We start from the raw sequence: 20,117 nt of genomic DNA on the forward strand, positions 1-20,117 counted from the left end.
GCGTGAACTCACCGTTCCTTCAAGCGGGTTGAGGGTGATGCGCTTCCTGGTCAGAGCTGGAAAGGCCAGGCGCCGACGCTGTCCGCCGCGACACGGATCTCCACCCAGGTGCCGTCGCCGCCCTGTGGTGGCGGGGCCACGCCGGGCGGACGGGTCAGGTGGTCGAAGAGGATGTGCGCGCCTCCCACGTCGAGGGTCGCCAGGCCGTCCGAGGTGAGGGCGAGCCGACCGCGTAGGACCACCTGTTCGCGCTCCTGCCGGACGCCGGGCTCGGCGACGGCGGCCAGCTGCGTGTTGTGGCCCCAGAGGAGGTTCTCGTCCACGCTCCACTCGATGTGATGCCCGCCGTCCGCCTCCTCCGGAGCACCGCACCACACCGCCACGGTGGTGCCGACGTCCGAGTGCACGCGGACCTTCAGCGGTGACCGGGAGGCTCCGGCCGTCGCGATAGAGCGCTGCGGCAGCCTCTCGATCCGGACCCACATTCCCCGGTCATCCCCGATCTTGTACGAGCGCCTGCGATGGCCCGCTGGTGCGGGATCGCCCAGGGTATCGAGTGCTTCACGGGCGCGCCCCGCCGTTTCGAGGGGGCCGGGCCGCGGCGGTCAGGCGGTCGGCCAGGGCCGTGACGAGGGTGCGGAGTTCGGCCGGGCGCTCGATGACGAACGGGCCGTCCAGCGAGGCGAGTACGGCAGGCAGCCAGTCGAGGCGCTCCACCCGCAGCTCGACGCGGAACCAGCTCGCCTCCTCCCCGCCGCTCTCGGGCGGCAACTCCGTCAGGGTGGCGAGACCGGCGGGGAGGCGGGCACGGATCTGCTCGGCCGTCCCCTGGACCCGCAGGGTCACCTCGTGTCGGTACGGGGCCGTGGCGAGCCCCGCCAGGACGCGCTCGGCCGGGTCGATCCCGGCGGGCGGCACGAATGAGCCGGCCAGGGCCCGCGCATCGGCGATGCGGTCCAGCCGGAACGTCCGGTCCTCGCCGATCGCGGGGTCCGTGCCCGTCACGTACCACCTGCCCGCGTGGCTGACGAGCCCGTACGGGTGCAGGGTGCGTTCGCCGCGTCGGCCGTCGGCGGTGGTGTACCGGATCGAGACGGGGCGGTGGTGGCGCACCGCGTCGGCGAGGGGGAGCAGCACCGCGCTCCGCGGAGCGGCCGGTGTGTTCGGCGGGGTCGTGAACGCCAGGGTGGCGAGCACGGCGTCCAGCCGATGGCCGAGCCGCTCGGGCAGCACCCGCCGGACCTTGGCCGCCGCCGTCTCGCCGGCCGCGCCCGAACTCGTCGTGAGACCGGCCCGCCGACCCGCGACCAGGCCGAGGAGCACCGCCAGCGCCTCGTCGTCGCTCAGCATGAGCGGCGGCATGCGGTAGCCGGAGACGAGGCGGTAGCCGCCATAGCGGCCGCGGACCGACTCGACGGGCACGTCGAGGTCGACGAGGTGCTGGACGTACCGGCGCACCGTGCGCTCGTCCACGCCGAGCTGTCCGGCGAGTTCGGCGACGGTCCGGGTGCCGCCGGACTGCAGAAGTTCCAGCAGGGTGAGCACGCGCGCGGTGGGTCGGGCCATACCCGGAAGTCTCTCTCACATACCGGGCGGATTCTGTCCGGTATTGGTCATAGCGTGTGGTCAGAGCCCCGAACGGCCCTCCCCACCCCCACCCCTTTCGCTCACGGAGAGAACCCATGAACTTCGTCTCGGTCCGCATCATCACCGGCGACATCACCCGCCTCGTCGCCTTCTACGAGCACGCCACCGGAGTGCGGGCGGACTGGTCCACCGAGGACTTCGCCGAGCTCAGGACCGCCGCCGCCACGCTCGCGATCGGCAGCACGCGCACGGTCCCGATGTTCGCGCCCGGTGCGGCGCGCCCGGCGGACAACCGCAGCGTCATCCTGGAGTTCCTCGTCGAGGACGTGGACGAGGTCCACCGGACCCTGACCGGTTCAGGCAGGGGCGAGGACCTCGTCCAGCGGCCCACCACGATGCCCTGGGGCAACCGCTCGCTGCTCGTCCGCGACCCCGACGGCAACCTGGTGAACTTCTTCACACCCGTCACCCCCGCCGCCCGGGAGCGGGTCGCCCGTTGAGGGGGGCGGGGCGCGTGTGTCCGTGCGAGTGGTCTCCGCGCCCGGCCCGTGTCAGACCTTGGCCACCGGCTCCTGGAGCTCGGTCACCCACTCGTCCCGGTTCGCCGGGCACTCCAGGTTGATCTCCCGGGGGTAGCCCGTCGAGCGGTAGCCGTGGGCGTCGATCCAGCGGCCCAGGGTCTGGACGGTCGGCAGGATCGCCTCCATCGAGCCGTGGTGGACGATGGTCGCCACCTGGTCGACCGGCGGCAGATCCACGATCCGCAGCCCGGCGTTCTCCCCGGGCGGCGCGGTGACCTCCACGCCGGCGTGGACCAGGATGCCGCCGTCCGCGGTGTCCTCGTAATACGCGACGCCGGGACCGCTCGGCGTGACACCCGCCGCGTCGAGGCGGCGGAACAATTCCTCGTACAGCGGCTGGATGACCGGGCCGATGGTGTCGAAGTCCGGTGCCACACCGGTCAGTTCGGCCACGCGGACGGACGGCAGGCTCTTGATGACGACGTCGTTGCCGGGCATGTGCCCCTCGCTCTCGATGGACCGGAGCCTCGCCTCGACCTGGACCAGCCGGGTGACCGCGGCTTCCCTCGCGGCCTCCAGTTCGGCCCGCCGCAGCCGGAGCATGCCGCGCAGTTCCTCGGTGGTGACCTTCTCGTCGAGGATCTCTTGGACCTGCTGGAGGGTGAACCCGAGGTCCTTGAGCGCGATGATGCGGTTGAGGCGGGCCAGTTGGGCGGCCGTGTAGTGCCGGTAGCCGGTGGCGGGATCGACGTGGGCCGGGTGCAGCAGTCCGGTCGCGTCGTAGTGACGCAGCATCCGGACCGAGACGCGGCCGTGCCGGGCGAAGTCTCCGATGGTGAACATGATGTCTCCGAGTTGAGCGCCTGACACGGTGTGAGGGTCAAGAACGTACCGTTCGGCGATCTGCTGGCCCGGCGGCCGTCCCTTTGTCGAGGTCAAGTAGCGTTCAGCGGCATGAGCATGCCGCCTCCGCCCCCGTCGCAGGGCCCCTACCACCCCCAGCCCCAGGGCCCCTACGGAGCCCCGCCGCCGGGGCCTCCCGCGCCCGGTCCCTACGGAGCGCAGCAGCCCTGGCCGCAGCAGCCGTACGCCCAACAGGGTTTCCAGCAACCGCAGTTCCCGCAGCAGGGCTGGGGCGTGCCTCCGATGGGGCCGCCTCCGCCGCGCAGGAGCCGGGCCGGTCTGGTGGTCGGCATCATCGCCGTCGTGCTGGTGGTGCTCGGCGGCCTGGGCTTCTCCGTGAACCGGCTTCTCGGCGCGGCCGGTGGCTTTCCCGAGGCGAAGTACCGGCTCACCGTGCCGCCCACGCTGATGAACGGCCAGTACACACTCGCCCAGGACCTGTCCGAGAAGGGCAGGGAGGGCCTCAAGGGGAGCTCCCAGGCGGACATCCGTGATCCGCGGGCGGCGGTGGGCCAGTACGCGGGAGCCAAGGGCGACGGTACGTCGATGGTGCTGTCCGGCATTTACGGCAGGGTGAAGTCCCCGGAGCGGGAGCGCGACAGCATGCTGCGAGGCGCCAGGGAAGCCGACGGCGCCACGGTCGCGGTCCCGGCGAAGGACGCCACGCCTGCCGGGTCGGAGGTCCGGATCCACTGCCAGGTGCTGACCAAGTCGCAAGGTGCTCTCAGCGTCACCTTTCCGATGTGCGCCTGGGGCGACGGCAATACGGTGGGAAGCGTGGCGGTCGTCAGCCCCGCGTCGGCCGGACAGAAGGCCGCCGACATCGACATCGCCGAGGCGGCCGGGCTGACCGCCAAGGTACGCGACGAGATCCGCAAGCCCATCGGCTGAGGACCCAGGGCGCCGCCACCGCCTGGGACGAGCCCGTCAACGCCGCCTCCGCGTCCCCGTTCGTCACATGGCCCGGTGGCATCACCCGCTTCGTGCGACGCGTCCTCGACCGGGACCGCCGACGGGCCCGATCCGTCGGCCCGCGTCGGGCCTTCTCGCGGCTTTAGAATGGATTTCCAGGGTTTTCGGGGTGATGGCTACAGGGGGCAATCGATGGGCAGGCTGCTGGAGGGGTGGGACCGGGCGGGGCAGCAGAGCGCCGAGGAGATGATCGCGGAGGCACGCAAGGCCTTCTTCGTCATGTTCGGGTTCATGGTGGTCGTCTGGGCCCTGCAGATCGTCAACTGGCTGTCTGGCTACCGGCTCGACACGGACTTCGGTGTCATCCCGCAGGATCCGGGCCGACTGGGGGCCATCCTGGTCGCTCCGTTCCTGCACTTCGGCTGGAGCCACATCGAGGCCAACTCCGGCCCGCTGTTCGTCTTCGGGTTCCTGGCCGCGTACCGCGGCGTGGTCCGCTTCCTGTGGCTCACCCTGCTCGTCGCCGTGACCAGCGGGCTCGCCGTCTGGGTGTTCCAGGGCTCCCACACCCTCGGCGTCGGCGCCAGCGGCCTCGTCTTCGGCTACTTCGGATACGTGGTCCTGCGCGGCCTGTTCGACCGGCGGCTGATCGACACCCTGATCGGCGTGGTCATGGCGGCCTCGTTCGCCTATCTGGTGACGGTCGCCGTCCCCGGCACCCCGGGCGTCAGCTGGCTGGCGCATCTCGGCGGCCTGGTCGGCGGGATGGTGGGCGCCTACCTCCTGCGGGACCGCCACCGTCCCGCGGCCGTCTCCGGGGACGCAAGCTCCGGCGCCGCGCTCGATCCCGGCCGCGCGGACCTCCACAAGGAACTCGGCGACCTGGGTCTCCTCTGAACGACCCCGAGTCTGAACGACCCCGAGTCGCCCCTCGTCCGGGGGACCGGCACGGAGCCGACGCGGGCCCTTCCCTAGACTCCCCGGATGGCCAGTGATCCCCTTCGTCTCACCGTCCTGGGAAGCGCGACTCCGTACGCGAGCGTCGACAACCCCTGCTCCGGCTACCTCGTGTCCAGCGGCCGCACCCGGATCTGGATGGACGCGGGCAGCGGGACGCTGGCACAGCTCCAGCGGCACGTCCGGCTCGACGAGGTGGCCGCGATCTGGCTCTCCCATCTGCACGCCGATCACAGCGCGGACCTGCTCACCGCCTACTACGCGGCGCTCTACGCCGACCTGCGGCTCACCGCGCCCATCCCGCTGTACGGCCCGCCGGGCACCGCCGACCGGCTGGCGCACTTCCTCACCAACGGCCCCCGGCGCAGCCCGGTCGAGTCCGCCTTCGCCGTCCACGAGCTGCACGACGGGCATCAAGTGCGCGTCGGGGAACTTGCGTTGACCAGCCGGACCGTGCGCCACGGCATGCCCGCCTTCGCCGTACGCGTCGAGGCCGGAGGCCGGTCGCTGGTCTACTCCGGGGACACGGCGCCCTGCACGAACCTGACCCGGCTGGCCGAGGGGTGCGATGTGCTGCTGTGCGAGGCCGAGAGCGCGCACGCGCAGGAGGGAGAGGAGCGGGTGCACCACACGCCCGAAGACGCCGGTGGCACGGCCCGCGCGGCGCGGGTGGGCCGGTTGGTCGTGACGCACGTGGGCCGCGCGCTCACCCCGCGGCAGGCGGTGGCTCGCGCCTCGGCCGTTTATGACGGTCCCGTCGAGCACGCCGCACCCGGGTTGACCTTCTCGATCGGTTAGACCGGGGCCCGCCGACGGTGCGGGACGTCCCCGGTTGCCGGTGGGTGGTGTCCCAAGTGCCTGCTCACAGGGGTGAGACGGATGGGACGCCTCCCGGGAGGTTCAGGGCGGCTGTCGCCCGGTCCCCGGCTGAACAAGAGTGGGCCGCAACGCCGGTGGGGAGCCGGCGAGGAGCGCCCAGGGACCCCGGGAGGGTGGTGCGGGCGCTCCGTCGACCACGGAACACGACAGAAAACAGGGGATTGACCATGCTCGGACTGCGCGGAAAGCGCGTCGCTCAGGCTGTCGGTACGGCACTGCTGGCACCCGCGCTGGTGGTGGCCATGACGTCCGCGGCGCACGCGGACTCGGACACGCACTGGGTGCACAAGAAGAGCGACCACTGCCTGTACCCGGTCTACGACAACAACGGCCACCCGACCGACGTCACGCTCCGGACCGGCTGTTCGGACCGCGACACCGACTGGCACGACGTGAACAACGGCGACGGGACGTGGCTGGAGCGGAGCAAGTACGACCCCGGCTACTGCCTGGTCGCCTACACCGACCACGACGCCTACATGGAGCCCTGCAACGGCAACGACTACCAGCGCTGGGAGGAGATCAACACCGGGCACGGCTGGAACCTGAAGAACAAGGCCACCCACGAGTGCCTCGACAGCAACGGCGACCGGGTCTACATGCTGGCCTGCAACGGTGGCGACTACCAGCTGTGGCTGTGAGCCCCACCGAGCTGAGGTGACACACCCTCCGCCGCGGTGAACCCGTAGGGACGCGGACCGGCCCTCGCTCCCGAAGGCCGTGTCCGTGCGGGCCACCGCGGTGAAGTCCCGTACGAGTCAGGCGGCGACGGCCGGGCCCCCGCGCCGGGCCAGCGCGTCGGACGTCCTCGCCGTGATCCAGAGGGACGCAGCGAGGGTGAGGACCAGGGCGGCTCCCGTCGCGATGATGCTGCCGCTCGTGACGGGCGGCGGGCTGCCCGCCTCGGAGCGGGCCGAGCCGGTGAGGAAGGGGACGACGGCCAACACGGCCACTCCCAGGGCGACTTCGGCCCACACGACCCTCGGGAAGTGCCGCAGCGTCAGGTGCAGGAGCGAGCTCGTGGCGTCGGCGCGGCGGGCCCGGGCGATGCGGGGCATCAGCCAGAACTGGTTGACGCCCCCGGCCGTGACCATGCCCAGGACGAGCGCCACCTTGATGAGCAGGAAGAGCCCGTAACTCGTGCTCCACAGCTGCCCGATGGCGCCGACGTGCTTCCAGGTCATCCACAGACCGGAGGTGAGTACGGCGCCGACGCAGACCAGCGCGACGAGGCTGAAGCGGCGCCAGAGGTCCGCCCACAGCGCCCCCGCGTTCTCGCTCAGCCGGCCGCGGCTGGTGGCGAGGGCGGCGAGGACGGCCAGGCCGCCGATCCACACCGTGCCGCTCACGATGTGGATCTGGTCGCAGACGAGGTCGACCACCTTCTCCGCGTTCTTCGGCGCGGTGGCCGGTATCGCGGCGACGAGGGACACCGCGATCGTCAGAGGCAGGGCAGTGAGGGCCACGACGTCGAGGTGTCTTCGCACCCGGGGGAGGAAGAGTGCGACCAGTGCGGCCGACGCCAGGAGCAGGACGGCGTTCTGCGCGATGTAGATCGTGCCCTGGGCCACCCATGCGCCCTTGGCCCCAGGTGCGCGAAGGAAGTCCCAGATGTTCCCCGGCGTGAGCGCCTCGCCGAACGGCATGCCCTGCCCGGCCCGGGCCACGCGCCCGGCGAGCTGGAAGTAGCCCGACACCAACAGGACGACCCCCGCCCACGCCAGATACGCGGCCGTCCGGCGACGCAGTACGTCGATGTCGCCCCGCGCGTTCCCCGGTGCGCGCAGCGCCGGGCGCACGGTCGTCGCGTATGTCACCGTCGCGCCAATGGCCGCGGACAGTCCGGCGAAATAGCCCGATTTCGTGAGGATTCGCCAGAGCGGGGGCGTGGTGTATCCGGCCGAGGCGGCCAGGTGAACGAGGTTCATGAGAGGTAAGGCTAACCTAAGTATTGCTGTGCGGGGGGCGCTGATTCCGGATTCCGTGAGCCATCGGTCAAGGCTTCCGGGCCGTGCCTCCCGTGAACCCTGGGAGGCTCGGCGCACCAGCTGCGCGAGTGGCTGCGTCAACCGCCGCTCTCTGGTGGGCGGTTGGGCCGGGCACGCTCCGGAACATCCCGGTATGCCGGTGAGGCGGGCGGCGGCTCGTCGGCGCTGAGGCCAACCCTCCGGCCAGGATGAAGATGAACAAGGGCCCGTGGCGGACCGCGACCCTGACGAGCTGTTCGGCCCACCGTCTGTTCCCGGCCAGATCTCGCATCCACGGACATTCGACCCGGCGGACGGGCTGATAGCTTTCCGCGAGTTGATCTTGCTGTCGCTCTTCGCGGCGGCAGTACTCCCCTTGAGCAAGGAACGCGAATTGGCTCGTCATCCGCGCAAGCGTCCGTCCGTCTCCGTCGTCGCCGCACGCGCCGCCGTCCCCGCCCTGCTGGCCGCCTTGTTGCCCGCGGTCCCCGCCGTCGCGGACCCAGGGCCCGCGGGCGCCACCCCGCACCTGGACGCGGTCGAGCGGACGCTCCGGCAGGTCTCCCCGGGGCTCGAAGGGCGGGTCTGGGAACGTACCGAGGGCAACTCCCTCGACGCGTCGACGCCGGGCGGCGGCGACTGGCTGTTGCAGACCCCCGGCTGCTGGGGCGACGACAAGTGCGCCGATCGCCCCGGTACCCGGCGGCTGCTCGCCAAAATCACCGAGAACATCGCGGGCGCGACGGGCACCGTCGACATATCGACCCTGGCGCCCTTTCCCAATGGGGCGTTCCAGGACGCCGTCGTGGCCGGACTCAAGGCGTCGGCCGCGGCCGGGCACAAGCTCAACGTGCGCATCCTGGTGGGTGCGGCTCCGGTCTACCACCTGAACGTCGTGCCGTCGAAGTACCGCGACACGCTCGTCGACCGGCTCGGCGCGGCCGCGAAGGACATCAACCTGAACGTCGCGTCCATGACGACGTCGAAGACCGCGTTCTCCTGGAACCACGCCAAGCTCCTCGTGGTCGACGGCCGGTCGGTGGTCACCGGAGGCATCAACAGCTGGAAGGACGACTACCTGGAGACCGCCCACCCGGTCTCCGACGTCGACCTGGCGCTTGCCGGACCCGCCGCCGCGTCCGCGAGCAAGTACCTGGACGAGCTGTGGTCCTGGACCTGCCGCAACAAGAGCAACATCGCCAGTGTGTGGTTCGCGTCGTCCAACGGTGCCGGATGCATGCCGTCGCTGCCGCGGGACCCGGCCCCCGCCACGTCACCGGGCGGTGTGCCGGTGATCGCCGTCGGCGGGCTCGGCGTCGGCATCCAGCGCGACGATCCGGCCTCCGCGTTCCGTCCCACCCTGCCCACCGCGCCCGACACCAGGTGCGTCGTCGGGCTGCACGACAACACCAACGCCGACCGTGACTACGACACGGTCAACCCGGAGGAGAGCGCCCTGCGCGCGCTCATCGCCAGCGCTAGGCAGCACGTCGAGATCTCGCAGCAGGACCTCAACGCCACCTGCCCTCCGCTGCCCCGCTACGACATCCGGACGTACGATGCCCTCGCCGCGAAGCTGGCCGCCGGGGTCAAGGTCCGCATCGTCGTGAGCGACCCCGCCAACCGCGGCGCCGTGGGCAGCGGCGGCTACTCGCAGATCAAGTCGCTCTCCGAGATCAGCGACACCCTGCGCGAGCGGCTCGCACTGCTCACCGGTGACCGGGCCGCGGCACGCACGGCGATGTGCTCCAACCTCCAACTGGCCACCTTCCGCGGTTCGGCCAACCCGAAGTGGGCGGACGGCCACCCCTACGCGCAGCACCACAAGCTGATCTCGGTCGACGACTCCGCGTTCTACATCGGGTCGAAGAACCTCTACCCGTCATGGCTCCAGGACTTCGGCTACGTGGTGGAGAGCCCTGCCGCGGCCAAGGAGCTGGACGCCCAACTCCTGTCCCCACAGTGGCAGTTCTCGCAGGCGTCCGCGACGGTCGACTTCGAGCGCGGTATCTGCCAGGGCTGACCGCGGGACCGGCGCCGCGACGTCCCGGGCGGTGCGGGGGTGAGGGGGAAGGGGCCCGCGAGCCCCGTCCCCGCCCGCGAATGCCATAGTCGGACGTCAGGTTGAGCGCTCCGGACGGCGAGGTGGCAGCGAACGTGTTCACGACCCGACCCACCCTTCAGGGCACCTTCGGCATGGTGTCCTCCACGCACTGGCTCGCCTCGCAGTCGGCGATGGCCGTCCTGGAGGACGGGGGCAACGCCTTCGACGCCGCCGTCGCCGCGGGCTTCGTCCTGCACGTCGTCGAGCCGCACCTCAACGGGCCGGCGGGCGAGGTGCCGATCCTCCTCGCTCCGGCGGGCGGCGAGGTGCGGGTGCTGTGCGGGCAGGGCGTGGCTCCGGCCGGCGCCACGATCGGGCACTACCGCGGGCTCGGCCTGGAGCTCGTCCCCGGCACCGGCCCGCTCGCGGCGGCCGTGCCCGGCGCGTTCGACGCGTGGATGGTCCTCCTGCGCGACCACGGCACCAAATCCCTCGCAAACGTGCTGAGTTACGCGATCGCGTACGCGGAGGACGGTCACGCTCCGGTGGAGCGCGTGGGGGAGACGGTGGAGACCGTACGCACCCTCTTCGAGACCGAATGGCACACGTCGGCCGAGGTGTACCTGCCGGAGGGGCGCCCGCCGCGGCCGGGCGAACGGTGGCGCAACCCGGCGCTCGCCGCGACCTGGCGGCGCCTGATCGCCGATGCCTCGGTCGCCGGGGGTAGGGTCGCCCAGATCGAGAAGGCGCGGGAGGTGTGGCGCTCGGGCTTCATCGCGCGAGCCCTCGTCCGCCAGTCCCGACGGCCCACGATGGACACGAGCGGAGTGCGCCACACCGGCACGCTGACCGCCGCCGACCTCGCCTCCTGGTCCGCGACGTACGAGGCTCCGGCGACGTACGACTGGCGGGAGTGGACCGTGTGCAAGGCGGGCCCCTGGAGCCAGGGCCCCTCCCTGCTCCAGCAACTCGCGCTGCTTCCCGATGACTTGCCGCCCTACGCCTCCGCCGACTACGTCCACCTGCTGACCGAGGGCTGCAAGCTGGCCATGGCCGACCGCGAGGCCTGGTACGGCGACGCCGCCCGGACACCGATGGACGAACTGCTGTCGGAGTCGTACAACACGGAGCGCCGCGAGCTGATCGGCCATGAGGCCTCGTACGAGCTCCGCCCCGGCAGCCCGGGCGGGCGCGCGCCCCGGATGAGCCGGTACGCGCACACGGTGATCACGGATGTGCCGGGGCCGGGCGTGCCGGGAGCGGGCGAACCCACTACCGCCAGGAGCCCGCATCGGCGCACGGACTCCCCGTCGGACGGTCCGACCGACCGGGCCCGGGTGCCTGGCGATCCGGACACCGCCGCGGACGGCGGCACGCGGGGCGACACCTGCCACCTCGACATCGTGGACCGCTGGGGCAACATGATCGCGGCCACGCCCAGCGGGGGCTGGCTCCAGTCCAACCCGGTCGTGCCCGAACTGGGCTTTCCCCTCGGCACGCGTCTTCAGATGGCCTGGCTGGACGAGGGCCTGCCGAACTCCCTCACGCCGGGCCGCCGTCCGCGCACGACGCTCAGCCCGTCGCTCGCCCTGCGCCACGGCGTCCCCACGCTGGCCTTCGGCACGCCCGGGGGTGATCAGCAGGACCAGTGGCAGCTGCACTTCTTCCTCGCGGTGGCGCTGCGTGCGCCGGTGCGCGGCGCCCTCGACCTCCAGGGCGCCATCGACGCCCCGAACTGGCACAACGACAGCTTCCCCAGCTCCTTCTACCCACGCGGCATGCGCCCCGGCCGGGTGACCGTCGAATCCCGGATGGACGCGGAGGTCCTCGCCGAACTGCGCCGACGCGGCCATGACGTCGTGGCGGGCGCCCCCTGGTCCGAAGGCAGACTGTGCGCGGTGGCCCGCGACCCCCGCACCCAGATCCTCTCGGCGGCGGCGAACCCGCGGGGGATGCAGGGGTATGCGGTGGGGCGGTGAGCGGGCGGCTGGTGGACCCGGCCGCTTCTGGAGGGGGTGTGGCGCGACGCCCCCATGGTCTTCACGCCTGGCCCCCTGCGGGCCGATCGGCAACCACCACATAGAGGGTGACCGTGGCGAAGAACGGCTCGCCGGCCAGTGCGTCCAGCCACTCCTGCGCCGACGCGGTGGTGAGGTAGCCCGCTTCCGCGGCTCGTTCGGCGTTGCGCCGCAGCCCCAAGATCCGATCCGCCTGGCGGGGATCCCTCAGCACTGAAGTGACGGGGATGACGTCGCGGACATCGAACCCGGCTTGTGCCGCGCGCCGCACCAGCTGGCGTCCGATCAGGGCGTTGGGGACGATCCGGTCCACGATGTGCCGGGTGTAGGCGCGCGATGCTCCGGGATCCGGGTGGTCGAAGACCAGGGATTCCCAGTCGGGCTCGGCCATCACCAGGCGCCCTCCGGGACGGAGCACACGGTGTGCTTCGGCCAGCACCCGGTCGGGGTCGGCGGCGTGTTGAAGCGTTCGGTCGATCCACGCGCGGTCGGCCGTCGATCCTGCTACGGGCAGCGCGTGCAGGTCAGCCAGGAGAACGGATGCTGTTGGGCGCCCTTCCAGCCCGCCGCCGGCCCGGTTCACCATGTGCGGGTCGTGGTCGACGCCAAGGACGAGGCCCGAGGGACCCACCGCCTCCGCGAGGGCGGCCAGGTCACTTCCAGGGCCACAGCCGAGATCCAGAGCAGTGTGTCCGGGGCCGGCGGCCAGCGCCTGGAGCATGACGCTTTTGTAGGCACGCGAGGACTCGGTCGTTGCCAACCCTTGCTGGTAGTCGGCCTTGTCGGGCACCGCGGTCTCGAACAAGCGTCGCGTGAGGCGGGCCGCGGAATCCACTTCCCGCTCGAGGAGTTGACGGCCTGCGGGGGTGAGGCGCAGAGGACGCTGTCTGCCCTGGGCGGGGAGGGCCTCGATCAACTGCTTGCCCTCCAGTCGGCTCAGGGCGCTGGAGAGGCTGCCGCGACCCAGCCGCCGGCCGGTCAGTTCCTCGACCGCGGTGTTGATGGCGTACCCGTGCAATGGGCCTGGAGCGAGGGCGCAGAGGATCAGCAACTGTGCGTCGGTCGTCTGCATCTCCGGTGACTTCCCTCGGGTCGATTGCCGCAATGACACGCGCCGCGTGTCAGTCGCCTCGTAGTATGCCCGAGGGGCTGGACGGCGGTTGAGCCTGCCAGGTTTGCGCCGCGACGGCGGTCCCGCTCTCCGACCCGCTCGCTGGTCACGCGAAAGGACGTCATGGACATCACGGGGCCGCTCTACTCCCTCTACGCGAAGAAGCTGCGCAAACAGGTGGCGGCCGGGCCAGTGCCCCGGCACGTCGGACTGATCATGGACGGAAACCGGCGCTGGGCCCGTCAGATGGGCCTGGCCCACCCGGGGCTGGGCCATCAACACGGAGCCGACCACGTCGAGGACGTCCTGTCCTGGTGCGAACTCCTCGCCATCCGGCACGTCACGGTGTTCGTCTGCTCGACCGAGAACCTCACGGGACGCGGCGAGGCCGAGATCGCCTTCCTCATGGATGTCATCGAGAGCGTGGCGGCCGAGCACCTGGCCCGTCCCGACGCCCGCTGGCAACTGCACATCGCCGGATCCCTCGATCTGCTGCCGGACTCCACCGCGCAGGCGCTCAAGCATGCGGTGGAAGCCACCCGGGAGTGCGAGACCGGCGCGCATCTGACCCTGGCCATCGGGTACGGCGGCCGACAGGAAGTCATCGATGCCGTGAAGGACTTGCTGTACGAACAGGCCGCCGCCGGCCGCAGTCTCGACGAGATCGCCGCCACTCTGAGCGCAGACGATCTCACACGCCATCTGTACACCGCCGGCCAACCCGACCCGGACCTCGTCATCCGCACCAGCGGCGAGCAGCGGATGTCCAACTTCCTTCTGTGGCAGAGTGCGTACTCGGAGCTCTACTTCTGCGACACGTACTGGCCCGCCTTCAGGGAGATCGACTTTCTGCGTGCCCTCCGCAGCTTCGCCGCTCGCCAACGGCGCTACGGCTCCTGACCCCGCCCCGGCCCCGCTCGGCCCCGCTCACTCGAAGCGGGTCACGAACCGTCGTTGCCAGGGGGTTTCCACCGCGCGGTGCGCATAGTGTTCCCGTACGTAGGTGACGGCTTCCGCGCGGGGGACACCGTCCAGGGCGGCCAGGCAGGCCAGGGCCGTGCCGGTGCGGCCGAGGCCTCCTCCGCACGCCACTTCCACGCGCTCGTTCCCGGCCCGCGCCAGCAGTGTGTGCAGCGCGTTCGTGAAGGCCTGTCGGTCGGTCGGGAGCCAGAAATCCGGCCAGCGGATCCACTGGTGCTCCCACGCGACCGGGGCCGGTCGGCGGCCGCGCAGGTAAAGGGCGAAGTCGGGTTTCGGCCCCGGCGGGAGGGGGCTCCTCAGACCTCGGCCGCGCACGAGGCGCCCCGATGGCAGCCGCAGGACGCCGTGCGCCGTGGGGTCCCAGGTCGTGTTCATCGCGTGAGCCTAGCTCTCGGCGGGGGAAGCCCCAACTGCAAGCCGTGGTTGTGGCGTTGGGAGCACGCGGCCTCCTGCGGGCTGGCGGTGCGGTATCGCGTCGGGGGGCCGTGCGGCCTCGTGCCGGGTCCAGGTGGTCCCGCCCCGCTGCACCCGCCTGACCAGGTGCTATGCACGGACTTGCCCGGTTCGCAACTCGGGGGCCGCCATGCGGGGGCGGCGCGGCGGGCCTAGCGTGGGAGGCGAGTGATGTCCTCGTCCGGACGTCTGTCTCCGGACGCCCCTCGCCCGGCAGGAGGCCTGCCCATGAGGTGTTCACGGATCCAATGGCGCAGGGCCTGCGTGGGAGTCGCGGCGGCCGCGCTGCTGACCGTCCCGGCCGTCACGGGAAGCGCGTACGGTGTCACGCCCTCCCCGTCCCCCTCCCCGTCCGCCTCGGCATCGAGCGAGGGAGAGTTCGCCAACCTCAGCCCGGCCGTCGCCGCGCGTCTGGACACCGCCATCCGGCAGGTCATGCGGGAGGCGAACGTCCCCGGTGTCGCGGTGAGTGTCTCGGCGCCCGGCAAGGGGAGCTACGTCAAGAGCTTCGGCGTCGCCGACAAGTCCAGCGGCGCCCCCATGCGGCCGGACCTGTACATGCGGATCGGCAGCGTGACCAAGACGTTCACCGTGACCGCCCTGCTCCAGCTGTTCGACCAGGGCAAGGTGGGCCTGGACGATCCGATCGGCAAGTACGTCTCGGGAGTTCCCAACGGAGACAAGATCACGTTGCGGCAACTGGCCGAGATGCGCAGCGGGTTGTTCAGCTACAGCGCCGACGACGGCTTCGTGAAGGCGCTGCTCACCAAACCGACTGCGCCGTTCACACCGCAGCAGTTGCTGGACTACTCCTTCAAGCATCCGGTGGTGTTCCAGCCGGGGAAGGACTACCAGTACTCCAACACCAACCTGATCCTGCTCGGTCTCGTGGTGGAGAAGGCCGGCGGCATGCCGCTGAACGAGTACATCGCGCAGAAGGTCGTGAAGCCGGCGGGTCTGACCCACACCAGCTTCCCGACCGACGCGGCGTTCCCCGACCCCCACGCGCACGGGTACACCAACCAGACCCTGTCCGGAAAGGTCGAGGACTCGACCGACTGGAACCCCTCCTGGGGCTGGGCGGCCGGGGCGATGATCTCCACGCTCTCCGACCTGAAGAGCTGGGCCACCACCCTCGCCACCGGCACCCTGCTCTCGCCCAAGGCGCAGGCCGAGCGCCTCAAGACCATCCCGACCGGCATTCCGGGCGCCGGTTACGGCCTGGGCATCGTCAACATCCAGGGCTGGATCGGGCACAACGGCTCGCTGCCGGGGTACGAGTGCGTGACGGTGTACCTGCCCGAGGCCAAGGCCACGATGGCCATGGTCCTCAACACCGACGTGCTGCACGACAAGAGTGAGCCGAGCACCCTCTTCGGCCAGGCGATCACCAAGATCGTCTCGCCGAAGCACGTGTACGGCCTGACCGTCCAGGAGCCGCATTCGTCGTCCTCGTCGTCCTCGTCGCCTTCGTCATCGCCCTCGTCCGGCTGACGGCGGCGGGCCTCAGAACCAGTGCAGGCAGTGCGGAGAGCGCTCGGCGCGGAAGAGGGCGTCGGCGAGGGGGGCCGCGTCCGGGTGGTGGGCCCGGATGTGGCCGGCGCGCACGAGCGTGCTGGGTGCGGTGCCACCGAGGTAGACGGAGCCCAGGTCGCTCACGTCCAGGGACAGGTCGGGCTCCCGTTCCGTGGGGACGCACTCCGCCTTGCCGTCCCGGACCGTCAGCAGATGACGGCCGCGCTCGCCGAGGAACGGATCGTCGACGTCCAGGACGAGCTCGCCGTCCGTGGCCCAGCCGCGCGCGGTCAGCGCGCGCGGAACGTCCAGCAGCCGCGCCCACAGCCAGTCGGTGTCGTTGCCCGCCTCGCCCGCGCGGAAGTCCGCCAGCTGCCAGCGCAACGGGTGGCCGGGCGGGACGTGCTTGAACACGACCTCGGTGATCAGGTCGTGTCCCAGGACGCACCGGGCCAGCGCCGTGAAGACCGCGTCGTCGGTGGCGATGATCTCGTCGACCGTCAAGTTGGACTCGCCCAGCGAGTAACTCGCGTAACCGTCGGGGATGCCGTCGGCGTCCCGGTGGAGGGCGATGTAGCGCGGGGCCAGGGCGATCGGGGGGTGCCCGGCGCCCGACGCCCACCAGCGGTGCGGCCGGGACAGCGCGCCGGGCTGGGCGCGCCGGTACCGGTCGTACACCTCTTCCAGGATCTCGCCGCACTCGGCACGGCGCAGCACCTCGACCGAGCCGTCCGACGAGCCGTCGGCCACCGCGCCCGCTCGGGGCACGGCGAAGTCGGTCCTGTGGCGCGGCACAGTCAGACGCTGCGTGTACGTCGCCGGTCCGTAGCCGAACCGACGGTAGATCACGGCCTCGGAGGCCAGCAGTACGGAGAGGAACTCGCCCCGCGCCCTCAGCTCGGCGAGCTGATGCCGCATCATCGCGCTGAGCACGCCCTGGCGCCGGTGCGAGGGCAGGACGCCGACGGCGGTCACCCCGGCGGCCGGGGCCAGGGCCCCGCCGGGCAGGGTGAGCTCGAAGGAGTACGCACCGGCGGTGCCGACGGGGCGCCCGTCGGCCGTCACGGCGAGCAGGTTGCGGTCCATTTCGAGAGCCGACCACCAGACTCCGGTGCCGTCATCCTTCGGGGTCTCCGGGAAGCGTCCGAAGGCGGTGAAAAGGGTGTCGATGAAGACGTCGCGGTCCTCGTCGGTCGTGGTACGTATCTCCATCGCTGGCGCAGCCTCCCGGGATATCGGCACCGCGTCCCGGCGCCCCGCCACAGTGCAGCTCCGACCGGTGACCAGGTCAAGCGAATTAGGGCACGCCGCCCGTCCGGTCACCGGTGCCCCGCCAACTCCCGCCGCTGTCAGTCGCGTTCGGGCTCGCTGCTGCATCGCGACCCGACCGGTCGCCGGGGCTGGGTGACACGGTCAGAGCGCCACCATCTTCCATGGCGGCGTGCAGAGTTCGTCGTCGGTTCTACCCCGGGAAGGGAATGCCCCAGTCTTCCTCCTCCAGCCTCAGCCCGTTCGCCACGTAGCTGATGGTCCGGTACCAGCCCGTCAATACGAGGATTTCGAGGATCTGGGCGTCGTCGTAGTGGGTGTGCAGGGCGTCCCAGGCGGGCTCGGAGAGGTGGGCCGTCTCGTGCAGTTCGTCGACCGCGTCGAGCAGCGCCGCATGGTGGGGCGGCCACGCGGCGTCGAAGGCGGATGCGGGGGCGGTGGTCGCCCGGAGGTGTCGTGGGGTGAGCCCGGCCCGCCCGGCCAGGTGAGCGGCGTGCACGCCCCACTCGTAGGCGCAGCCCGCGCGGGCGGTGGTCCGGGCGATGACGAGCTCGCGGTCGGCGGCGGGGAGGAGCCCGTGGCCCAGCAGTCCGGAGCCGAGGACGAACATCCGGGAGGCCAGTTCCGGATGGCGGTGCAGGACGCGGAACAGCGTGAGTGGTTCGTGCGGCACTCCGGGCGGCATCCACCGGCGGAGGGCTTGGTCGACTTCGGCGGAGTAGGGCGGGTGGAGCGGTGCGATGCGCGGCATGCCGTACCTCCTGCTTCGATTTTCGCATCACTATGCTGCTTCGAAAGGCGAAGCACAAGGAGGACGTATGGAGCGCGGGGATTCGAGCACGCCCCGGCCGGGTGTGCCGGTGCGGGGCTCCGACTCGGGCCGCCCGGTCATGGCCGTACTGGATCTGCTCGGGCGGCGCTGGACGATGCGGGTGCTGTGGGAACTGAGTCAAACCCCGGCGGGCTTCCGGGAGTTGCAGCGCCGCTGCGAGCGCATGTCCTCCAGTGTGCTCAGCACCCGGATCAACGAGCTGACCGGCGCCGGACTGCTCGCCCTCGACGGCGCCGACTACCGTCTCACCCCGCTCGGCCGTGACCTCGTCGAGGCGCTGAGCCCCCTGAGTGCCTGGAGCCGGCGCTGGGCGAGGGAGATGGACGCGGGCGGCACGCCGGGGGACTAGGAGTGGCGTCGGAGACCGGAGAGGTCAGTGAGACCGGGGAGGCCAGGGAGGCGGTCCCCGTACGGCGGCCGGCCGTCCAGGCCCCCATGGACCGCACGACGACGGTCGGTCCGTTCGGGACCCCCGTCCGGCCGCACGACGACGAGCCCCGCCGACCCGCCCCAGTGGGGGACGGATCGGCGGGGCTCGGGCGCGCCCGGTGAGGGGCGGGCAGGTGCGGGCGATCAGTCCGTGCCGGACTCCATCGCCGCGCGGTCCAGGAGCTCGTCGGCGTTGGAGACCTCGCCGCGGGAGGCGATGACCTCGGCGCCGCCCTCCGGCATGGCGCCGATGAGGCCGGTCGCCGCCGCCTGCGCCGCGCCGATCAGCTCCGGGTGCGCGGTGCCGACGATGCCGAGACCCGCGTACTGCTCCAGGCGGGCGCGCGAGTCGGCGATGTCGAGGTTGCGCATGGTGAGCTGGCCGATCCGGTCCACCGGGCCGAACGCCGAGTCCTCGGTACGCTCCATCGACAGCTTGTCCGGGTGGTAACTGAAGGCGGGGCCGGTGGTGTTGAGGATCGAGTAGTCCTCGCCGCGCCGCAGCCGCAGGGTCACCTCGCCGGTGACGGCGGAGCCGACCCAGCGCTGGAGCGACTCGCGGACCATGAGCGCCTGCGGGTCCAGCCAGCGGCCCTCGTACATCAGCCGGCCGAGGCGGCGGCCCTCGTTGTAGTACTGCGCGAGGGTGTCCTCGTTGTGGATCGCGTTGACGAGGCGCTCGTACGCCGCGTGCAGCAGGGCCATGCCGGGGGCCTCGTAGATGCCCCGGCTCTTCGCCTCGATGATCCGGTTCTCGATCTGGTCGGACATGCCCATGCCGTGGCGGCCGCCGATCGCGTTCGCCTCCATGACCAGGTCGACCGGGGAGGCGAACTCCTTGCCGTTGATCGTCACCGGGCGGCCCTGGGTGAAGCCGATCGTCACGTCCTCGGTGTCGATCTCGACCGACGGGTCCCAGAACCGCACGCCCATGATCGGCTCGACCGTCTCGACACCGGTGTCCAGGTGCTCAAGGGTCTTGGCCTCGTGGGTGGCGCCCCAGATGTTGGCGTCGGTGGAGTACGCCTTCTCCGTGCTGTCCCGGTAGGGCAGCTCGTGGGCGAGCAGCCACTCCGACATCTCCTTGCGGCCGCCGAGCTCGGTCACGAAGTCCGCGTCCAGCCAGGGCTTGTAGATCCGCAGGTGGGGGTTGGCGAGCAGGCCGTACCGGTAGAACCGCTCGATGTCGTTGCCCTTGAAGGTCGAGCCGTCGCCCCAGATCTGGACGTTGTCCTCCAGCATCGCGCGGACCAGCAGGGTGCCGGTGACGGCGCGGCCCAGCGGCGTGGTGTTGAAGTAGGCGCGGCCGCCGGAGCGGATGTGGAACGCGCCGCAGGCGAGCGCGGCCAGGCCCTCCTCGACCAGCGCCGCCCGGCAGTCGACCAGGCGCGCGATCTCGGCACCGTAGGCCTTCGCGCGGCCGGGCACCGACGCGATGTCGGGCTCGTCGTACTGGCCGATGTCGGCGGTGTAGGTGCACGGGACGGCGCCCTTGTCGCGCATCCACGCGACCGCGACGGAGGTGTCGAGTCCGCCGGAGAAGGCGATGCCGACGCGCTCGCCGGCGGGCAGGGAGGTGAGAACCTTGGACATAGGAAGAGTATTCATTATTCCGAATGTTTATGCAAGCGAGTGGGAGGGATTCCCGGAAATCCGGCCCTCTGGAGCGGTCCGGCTTCGGTCACGATCAGGTCTCGCTCTGCGTCGAGGGGCTTGTCCGGGCGCCGTGTAATCGATTC

At 71.2% G+C, this 20,117-nt stretch carries 19 protein-coding genes; 10 read left to right on the forward strand and 9 right to left on the reverse strand.

Going from position 1 to position 20,117, the window contains the following annotated elements:
- Positions 1-50: 50 nt before the first annotated feature.
- Together DT019_RS10060 and DT019_RS10065 are read right to left on the reverse strand one after the other, a co-directional pair.
- A complete protein-coding gene (locus DT019_RS10060; protein ID WP_147267292.1) occupies positions 51-407 on the reverse strand; it encodes a hypothetical protein in 357 nt (118 codons plus the stop codon).
- A 154-nt stretch (positions 408-561) separates the two neighbouring features.
- On the reverse strand, positions 562-1,566 hold the full coding sequence (locus DT019_RS10065) for a helix-turn-helix transcriptional regulator (RefSeq protein WP_114036359.1): 1,005 nt from the start codon (positions 1,564-1,566) through the stop codon (positions 562-564).
- Positions 1,567-1,682: 116 nt separating this feature from the next.
- On the opposite strand from DT019_RS10065, the gene DT019_RS10070 reads away from it, so the two are divergent.
- Positions 1,683-2,087, forward strand: a complete 405-nt coding sequence (locus tag DT019_RS10070) for a VOC family protein (protein WP_114036360.1) — start codon at positions 1,683-1,685, stop codon at positions 2,085-2,087.
- Positions 2,088-2,138: 51 nt separating this feature from the next.
- Here the strand turns inward: DT019_RS10070 and DT019_RS10075 are convergent, their stop codons facing one another.
- Entirely contained in the window at positions 2,139-2,951 is an 813-nt protein-coding gene (locus tag DT019_RS10075; RefSeq protein ID WP_114036361.1) for a MerR family transcriptional regulator, read from the reverse strand.
- A 111-nt stretch (positions 2,952-3,062) separates the two neighbouring features.
- Between DT019_RS10075 and DT019_RS10080 the strand changes: the two genes are divergently transcribed.
- The 4 genes from DT019_RS10080 (at position 3,063) to DT019_RS10095 (ending at position 6,400) form a co-directional block, all read left to right on the forward strand.
- The gene (locus DT019_RS10080) at positions 3,063-3,902 is read left to right on the forward strand and encodes a hypothetical protein (RefSeq protein WP_114036362.1); all 840 of its coding nucleotides are present in this window, start codon (positions 3,063-3,065) and stop codon (positions 3,900-3,902) included.
- A gap of 213 nt (positions 3,903-4,115) precedes the next feature.
- A complete protein-coding gene (locus DT019_RS10085) occupies positions 4,116-4,820 on the forward strand; it encodes a rhomboid family intramembrane serine protease (RefSeq protein ID WP_114036363.1) in 705 nt (234 codons plus the stop codon).
- 87 nt (positions 4,821-4,907) lie between these two features.
- Positions 4,908-5,678 (forward strand): MBL fold metallo-hydrolase, encoded by a 771-nt coding sequence (locus tag DT019_RS10090; RefSeq protein ID WP_114036364.1) that lies wholly within the window; start codon positions 4,908-4,910, stop codon positions 5,676-5,678.
- Positions 5,679-5,926: 248 nt separating this feature from the next.
- The gene (locus DT019_RS10095) at positions 5,927-6,400 is read left to right on the forward strand and encodes an RICIN domain-containing protein (RefSeq protein WP_114036365.1); all 474 of its coding nucleotides are present in this window, start codon (positions 5,927-5,929) and stop codon (positions 6,398-6,400) included.
- 117 nt (positions 6,401-6,517) lie between these two features.
- On the opposite strand, the gene DT019_RS10100 is transcribed toward DT019_RS10095, so the two are convergent.
- Positions 6,518-7,687: a copper resistance D family protein gene (locus DT019_RS10100; protein WP_114036366.1), complete on the reverse strand. Its 1,170-nt coding sequence runs from the start codon at positions 7,685-7,687 to the stop codon at positions 6,518-6,520.
- Positions 7,688-8,120: 433 nt separating this feature from the next.
- Here DT019_RS10100 and DT019_RS10105 point away from each other — a divergent pair, with 433 nt between their 5' ends.
- Positions 8,121-9,749, forward strand: coding sequence for a phospholipase D-like domain-containing protein (locus DT019_RS10105; RefSeq protein WP_114036367.1), 1,629 nt, complete (start codon positions 8,121-8,123; stop codon positions 9,747-9,749).
- 134 nt (positions 9,750-9,883) lie between these two features.
- On the forward strand, positions 9,884-11,749 hold the full coding sequence (locus tag DT019_RS10110; RefSeq protein ID WP_114036547.1) for a gamma-glutamyltransferase family protein: 1,866 nt from the start codon (positions 9,884-9,886) through the stop codon (positions 11,747-11,749).
- A gap of 61 nt (positions 11,750-11,810) precedes the next feature.
- Here DT019_RS10110 and DT019_RS10115 read toward each other — a convergent pair whose 3' ends face one another.
- Positions 11,811-12,860, reverse strand: a complete 1,050-nt coding sequence (locus tag DT019_RS10115; protein ID WP_114036368.1) for a methyltransferase domain-containing protein — start codon at positions 12,858-12,860, stop codon at positions 11,811-11,813.
- Between the two features lie 162 nt (positions 12,861-13,022).
- On the opposite strand from DT019_RS10115, the gene uppS reads away from it, so the two are divergent.
- Entirely contained in the window at positions 13,023-13,799 is a 777-nt protein-coding gene (uppS, locus tag DT019_RS10120; RefSeq protein WP_114036369.1) for a polyprenyl diphosphate synthase, read from the forward strand.
- A 27-nt stretch (positions 13,800-13,826) separates the two neighbouring features.
- Here the strand turns inward: uppS and DT019_RS10125 are convergent, their stop codons facing one another.
- Positions 13,827-14,255: a protein-tyrosine phosphatase family protein gene (locus DT019_RS10125; RefSeq protein WP_114036370.1), complete on the reverse strand. Its 429-nt coding sequence runs from the start codon at positions 14,253-14,255 to the stop codon at positions 13,827-13,829.
- Positions 14,256-14,561: 306 nt separating this feature from the next.
- On the opposite strand from DT019_RS10125, the gene DT019_RS10130 reads away from it, so the two are divergent.
- Entirely contained in the window at positions 14,562-15,827 is a 1,266-nt protein-coding gene (locus DT019_RS10130) for a serine hydrolase domain-containing protein (protein WP_114036371.1), read from the forward strand.
- A gap of 12 nt (positions 15,828-15,839) precedes the next feature.
- On the opposite strand, the gene DT019_RS10135 is transcribed toward DT019_RS10130, so the two are convergent.
- Both DT019_RS10135 and DT019_RS10140 read right to left on the reverse strand, forming a co-directional pair.
- On the reverse strand, positions 15,840-17,060 hold the full coding sequence (locus tag DT019_RS10135; RefSeq protein WP_114036372.1) for a GNAT family N-acetyltransferase: 1,221 nt from the start codon (positions 17,058-17,060) through the stop codon (positions 15,840-15,842).
- 250 nt (positions 17,061-17,310) lie between these two features.
- Complete coding sequence (locus DT019_RS10140; protein ID WP_114036373.1) at positions 17,311-17,868, reverse strand: carboxymuconolactone decarboxylase family protein; 558 nt, start codon at positions 17,866-17,868, stop codon at positions 17,311-17,313.
- 139 nt (positions 17,869-18,007) lie between these two features.
- Between DT019_RS10140 and DT019_RS10145 the strand changes: the two genes are divergently transcribed.
- The gene (locus DT019_RS10145) at positions 18,008-18,298 is read left to right on the forward strand and encodes a winged helix-turn-helix transcriptional regulator (protein ID WP_114036548.1); all 291 of its coding nucleotides are present in this window, start codon (positions 18,008-18,010) and stop codon (positions 18,296-18,298) included.
- A 224-nt stretch (positions 18,299-18,522) separates the two neighbouring features.
- Here DT019_RS10145 and argG read toward each other — a convergent pair whose 3' ends face one another.
- Positions 18,523-19,971: an argininosuccinate synthase gene (argG, locus tag DT019_RS10155; protein ID WP_114036375.1), complete on the reverse strand. Its 1,449-nt coding sequence runs from the start codon at positions 19,969-19,971 to the stop codon at positions 18,523-18,525.
- Positions 19,972-20,117: the final 146 nt, after the last annotated feature.

The organism is Streptomyces sp. SDr-06 (genome assembly GCF_003324565.1).
Classification (GTDB): Bacteria; Actinomycetota; Actinomycetes; order Streptomycetales; family Streptomycetaceae; genus Streptomyces.

Bases quoted from the DNA above. Each gene is read 5' to 3' on its own strand.
- DT019_RS10065 (WP_114036359.1), bottom strand. From the start codon at position 1,566: ATGGCCCGACCCACCGCGCGCGTGCTCACCCTGCTGGAACTTCTGCAG.
- DT019_RS10070 (WP_114036360.1), top strand. From the start codon at position 1,683: ATGAACTTCGTCTCGGTCCGCATCATCACCGGCGACATCACCCGCCTC.
- DT019_RS10075 (WP_114036361.1), bottom strand. From the start codon at position 2,951: ATGTTCACCATCGGAGACTTCGCCCGGCACGGCCGCGTCTCGGTCCGG.
- DT019_RS10080 (WP_114036362.1), top strand. From the start codon at position 3,063: ATGAGCATGCCGCCTCCGCCCCCGTCGCAGGGCCCCTACCACCCCCAG.
- DT019_RS10085 (WP_114036363.1), top strand. From the start codon at position 4,116: ATGGGCAGGCTGCTGGAGGGGTGGGACCGGGCGGGGCAGCAGAGCGCC.
- DT019_RS10090 (WP_114036364.1), top strand. From the start codon at position 4,908: ATGGCCAGTGATCCCCTTCGTCTCACCGTCCTGGGAAGCGCGACTCCG.
- DT019_RS10095 (WP_114036365.1), top strand. From the start codon at position 5,927: ATGCTCGGACTGCGCGGAAAGCGCGTCGCTCAGGCTGTCGGTACGGCA.
- DT019_RS10100 (WP_114036366.1), bottom strand. From the start codon at position 7,687: ATGAACCTCGTTCACCTGGCCGCCTCGGCCGGATACACCACGCCCCCG.
- DT019_RS10115 (WP_114036368.1), bottom strand. From the start codon at position 12,860: ATGCAGACGACCGACGCACAGTTGCTGATCCTCTGCGCCCTCGCTCCA.
- uppS (WP_114036369.1), top strand. From the start codon at position 13,023: ATGGACATCACGGGGCCGCTCTACTCCCTCTACGCGAAGAAGCTGCGC.
- DT019_RS10125 (WP_114036370.1), bottom strand. From the start codon at position 14,255: ATGAACACGACCTGGGACCCCACGGCGCACGGCGTCCTGCGGCTGCCA.
- DT019_RS10130 (WP_114036371.1), top strand. From the start codon at position 14,562: ATGAGGTGTTCACGGATCCAATGGCGCAGGGCCTGCGTGGGAGTCGCG.
- DT019_RS10135 (WP_114036372.1), bottom strand. From the start codon at position 17,060: ATGGAGATACGTACCACGACCGACGAGGACCGCGACGTCTTCATCGAC.
- DT019_RS10140 (WP_114036373.1), bottom strand. From the start codon at position 17,868: ATGCCGCGCATCGCACCGCTCCACCCGCCCTACTCCGCCGAAGTCGAC.
- DT019_RS10145 (WP_114036548.1), top strand. From the start codon at position 18,008: ATGGCCGTACTGGATCTGCTCGGGCGGCGCTGGACGATGCGGGTGCTG.
- argG (WP_114036375.1), bottom strand. From the start codon at position 19,971: ATGTCCAAGGTTCTCACCTCCCTGCCCGCCGGCGAGCGCGTCGGCATC.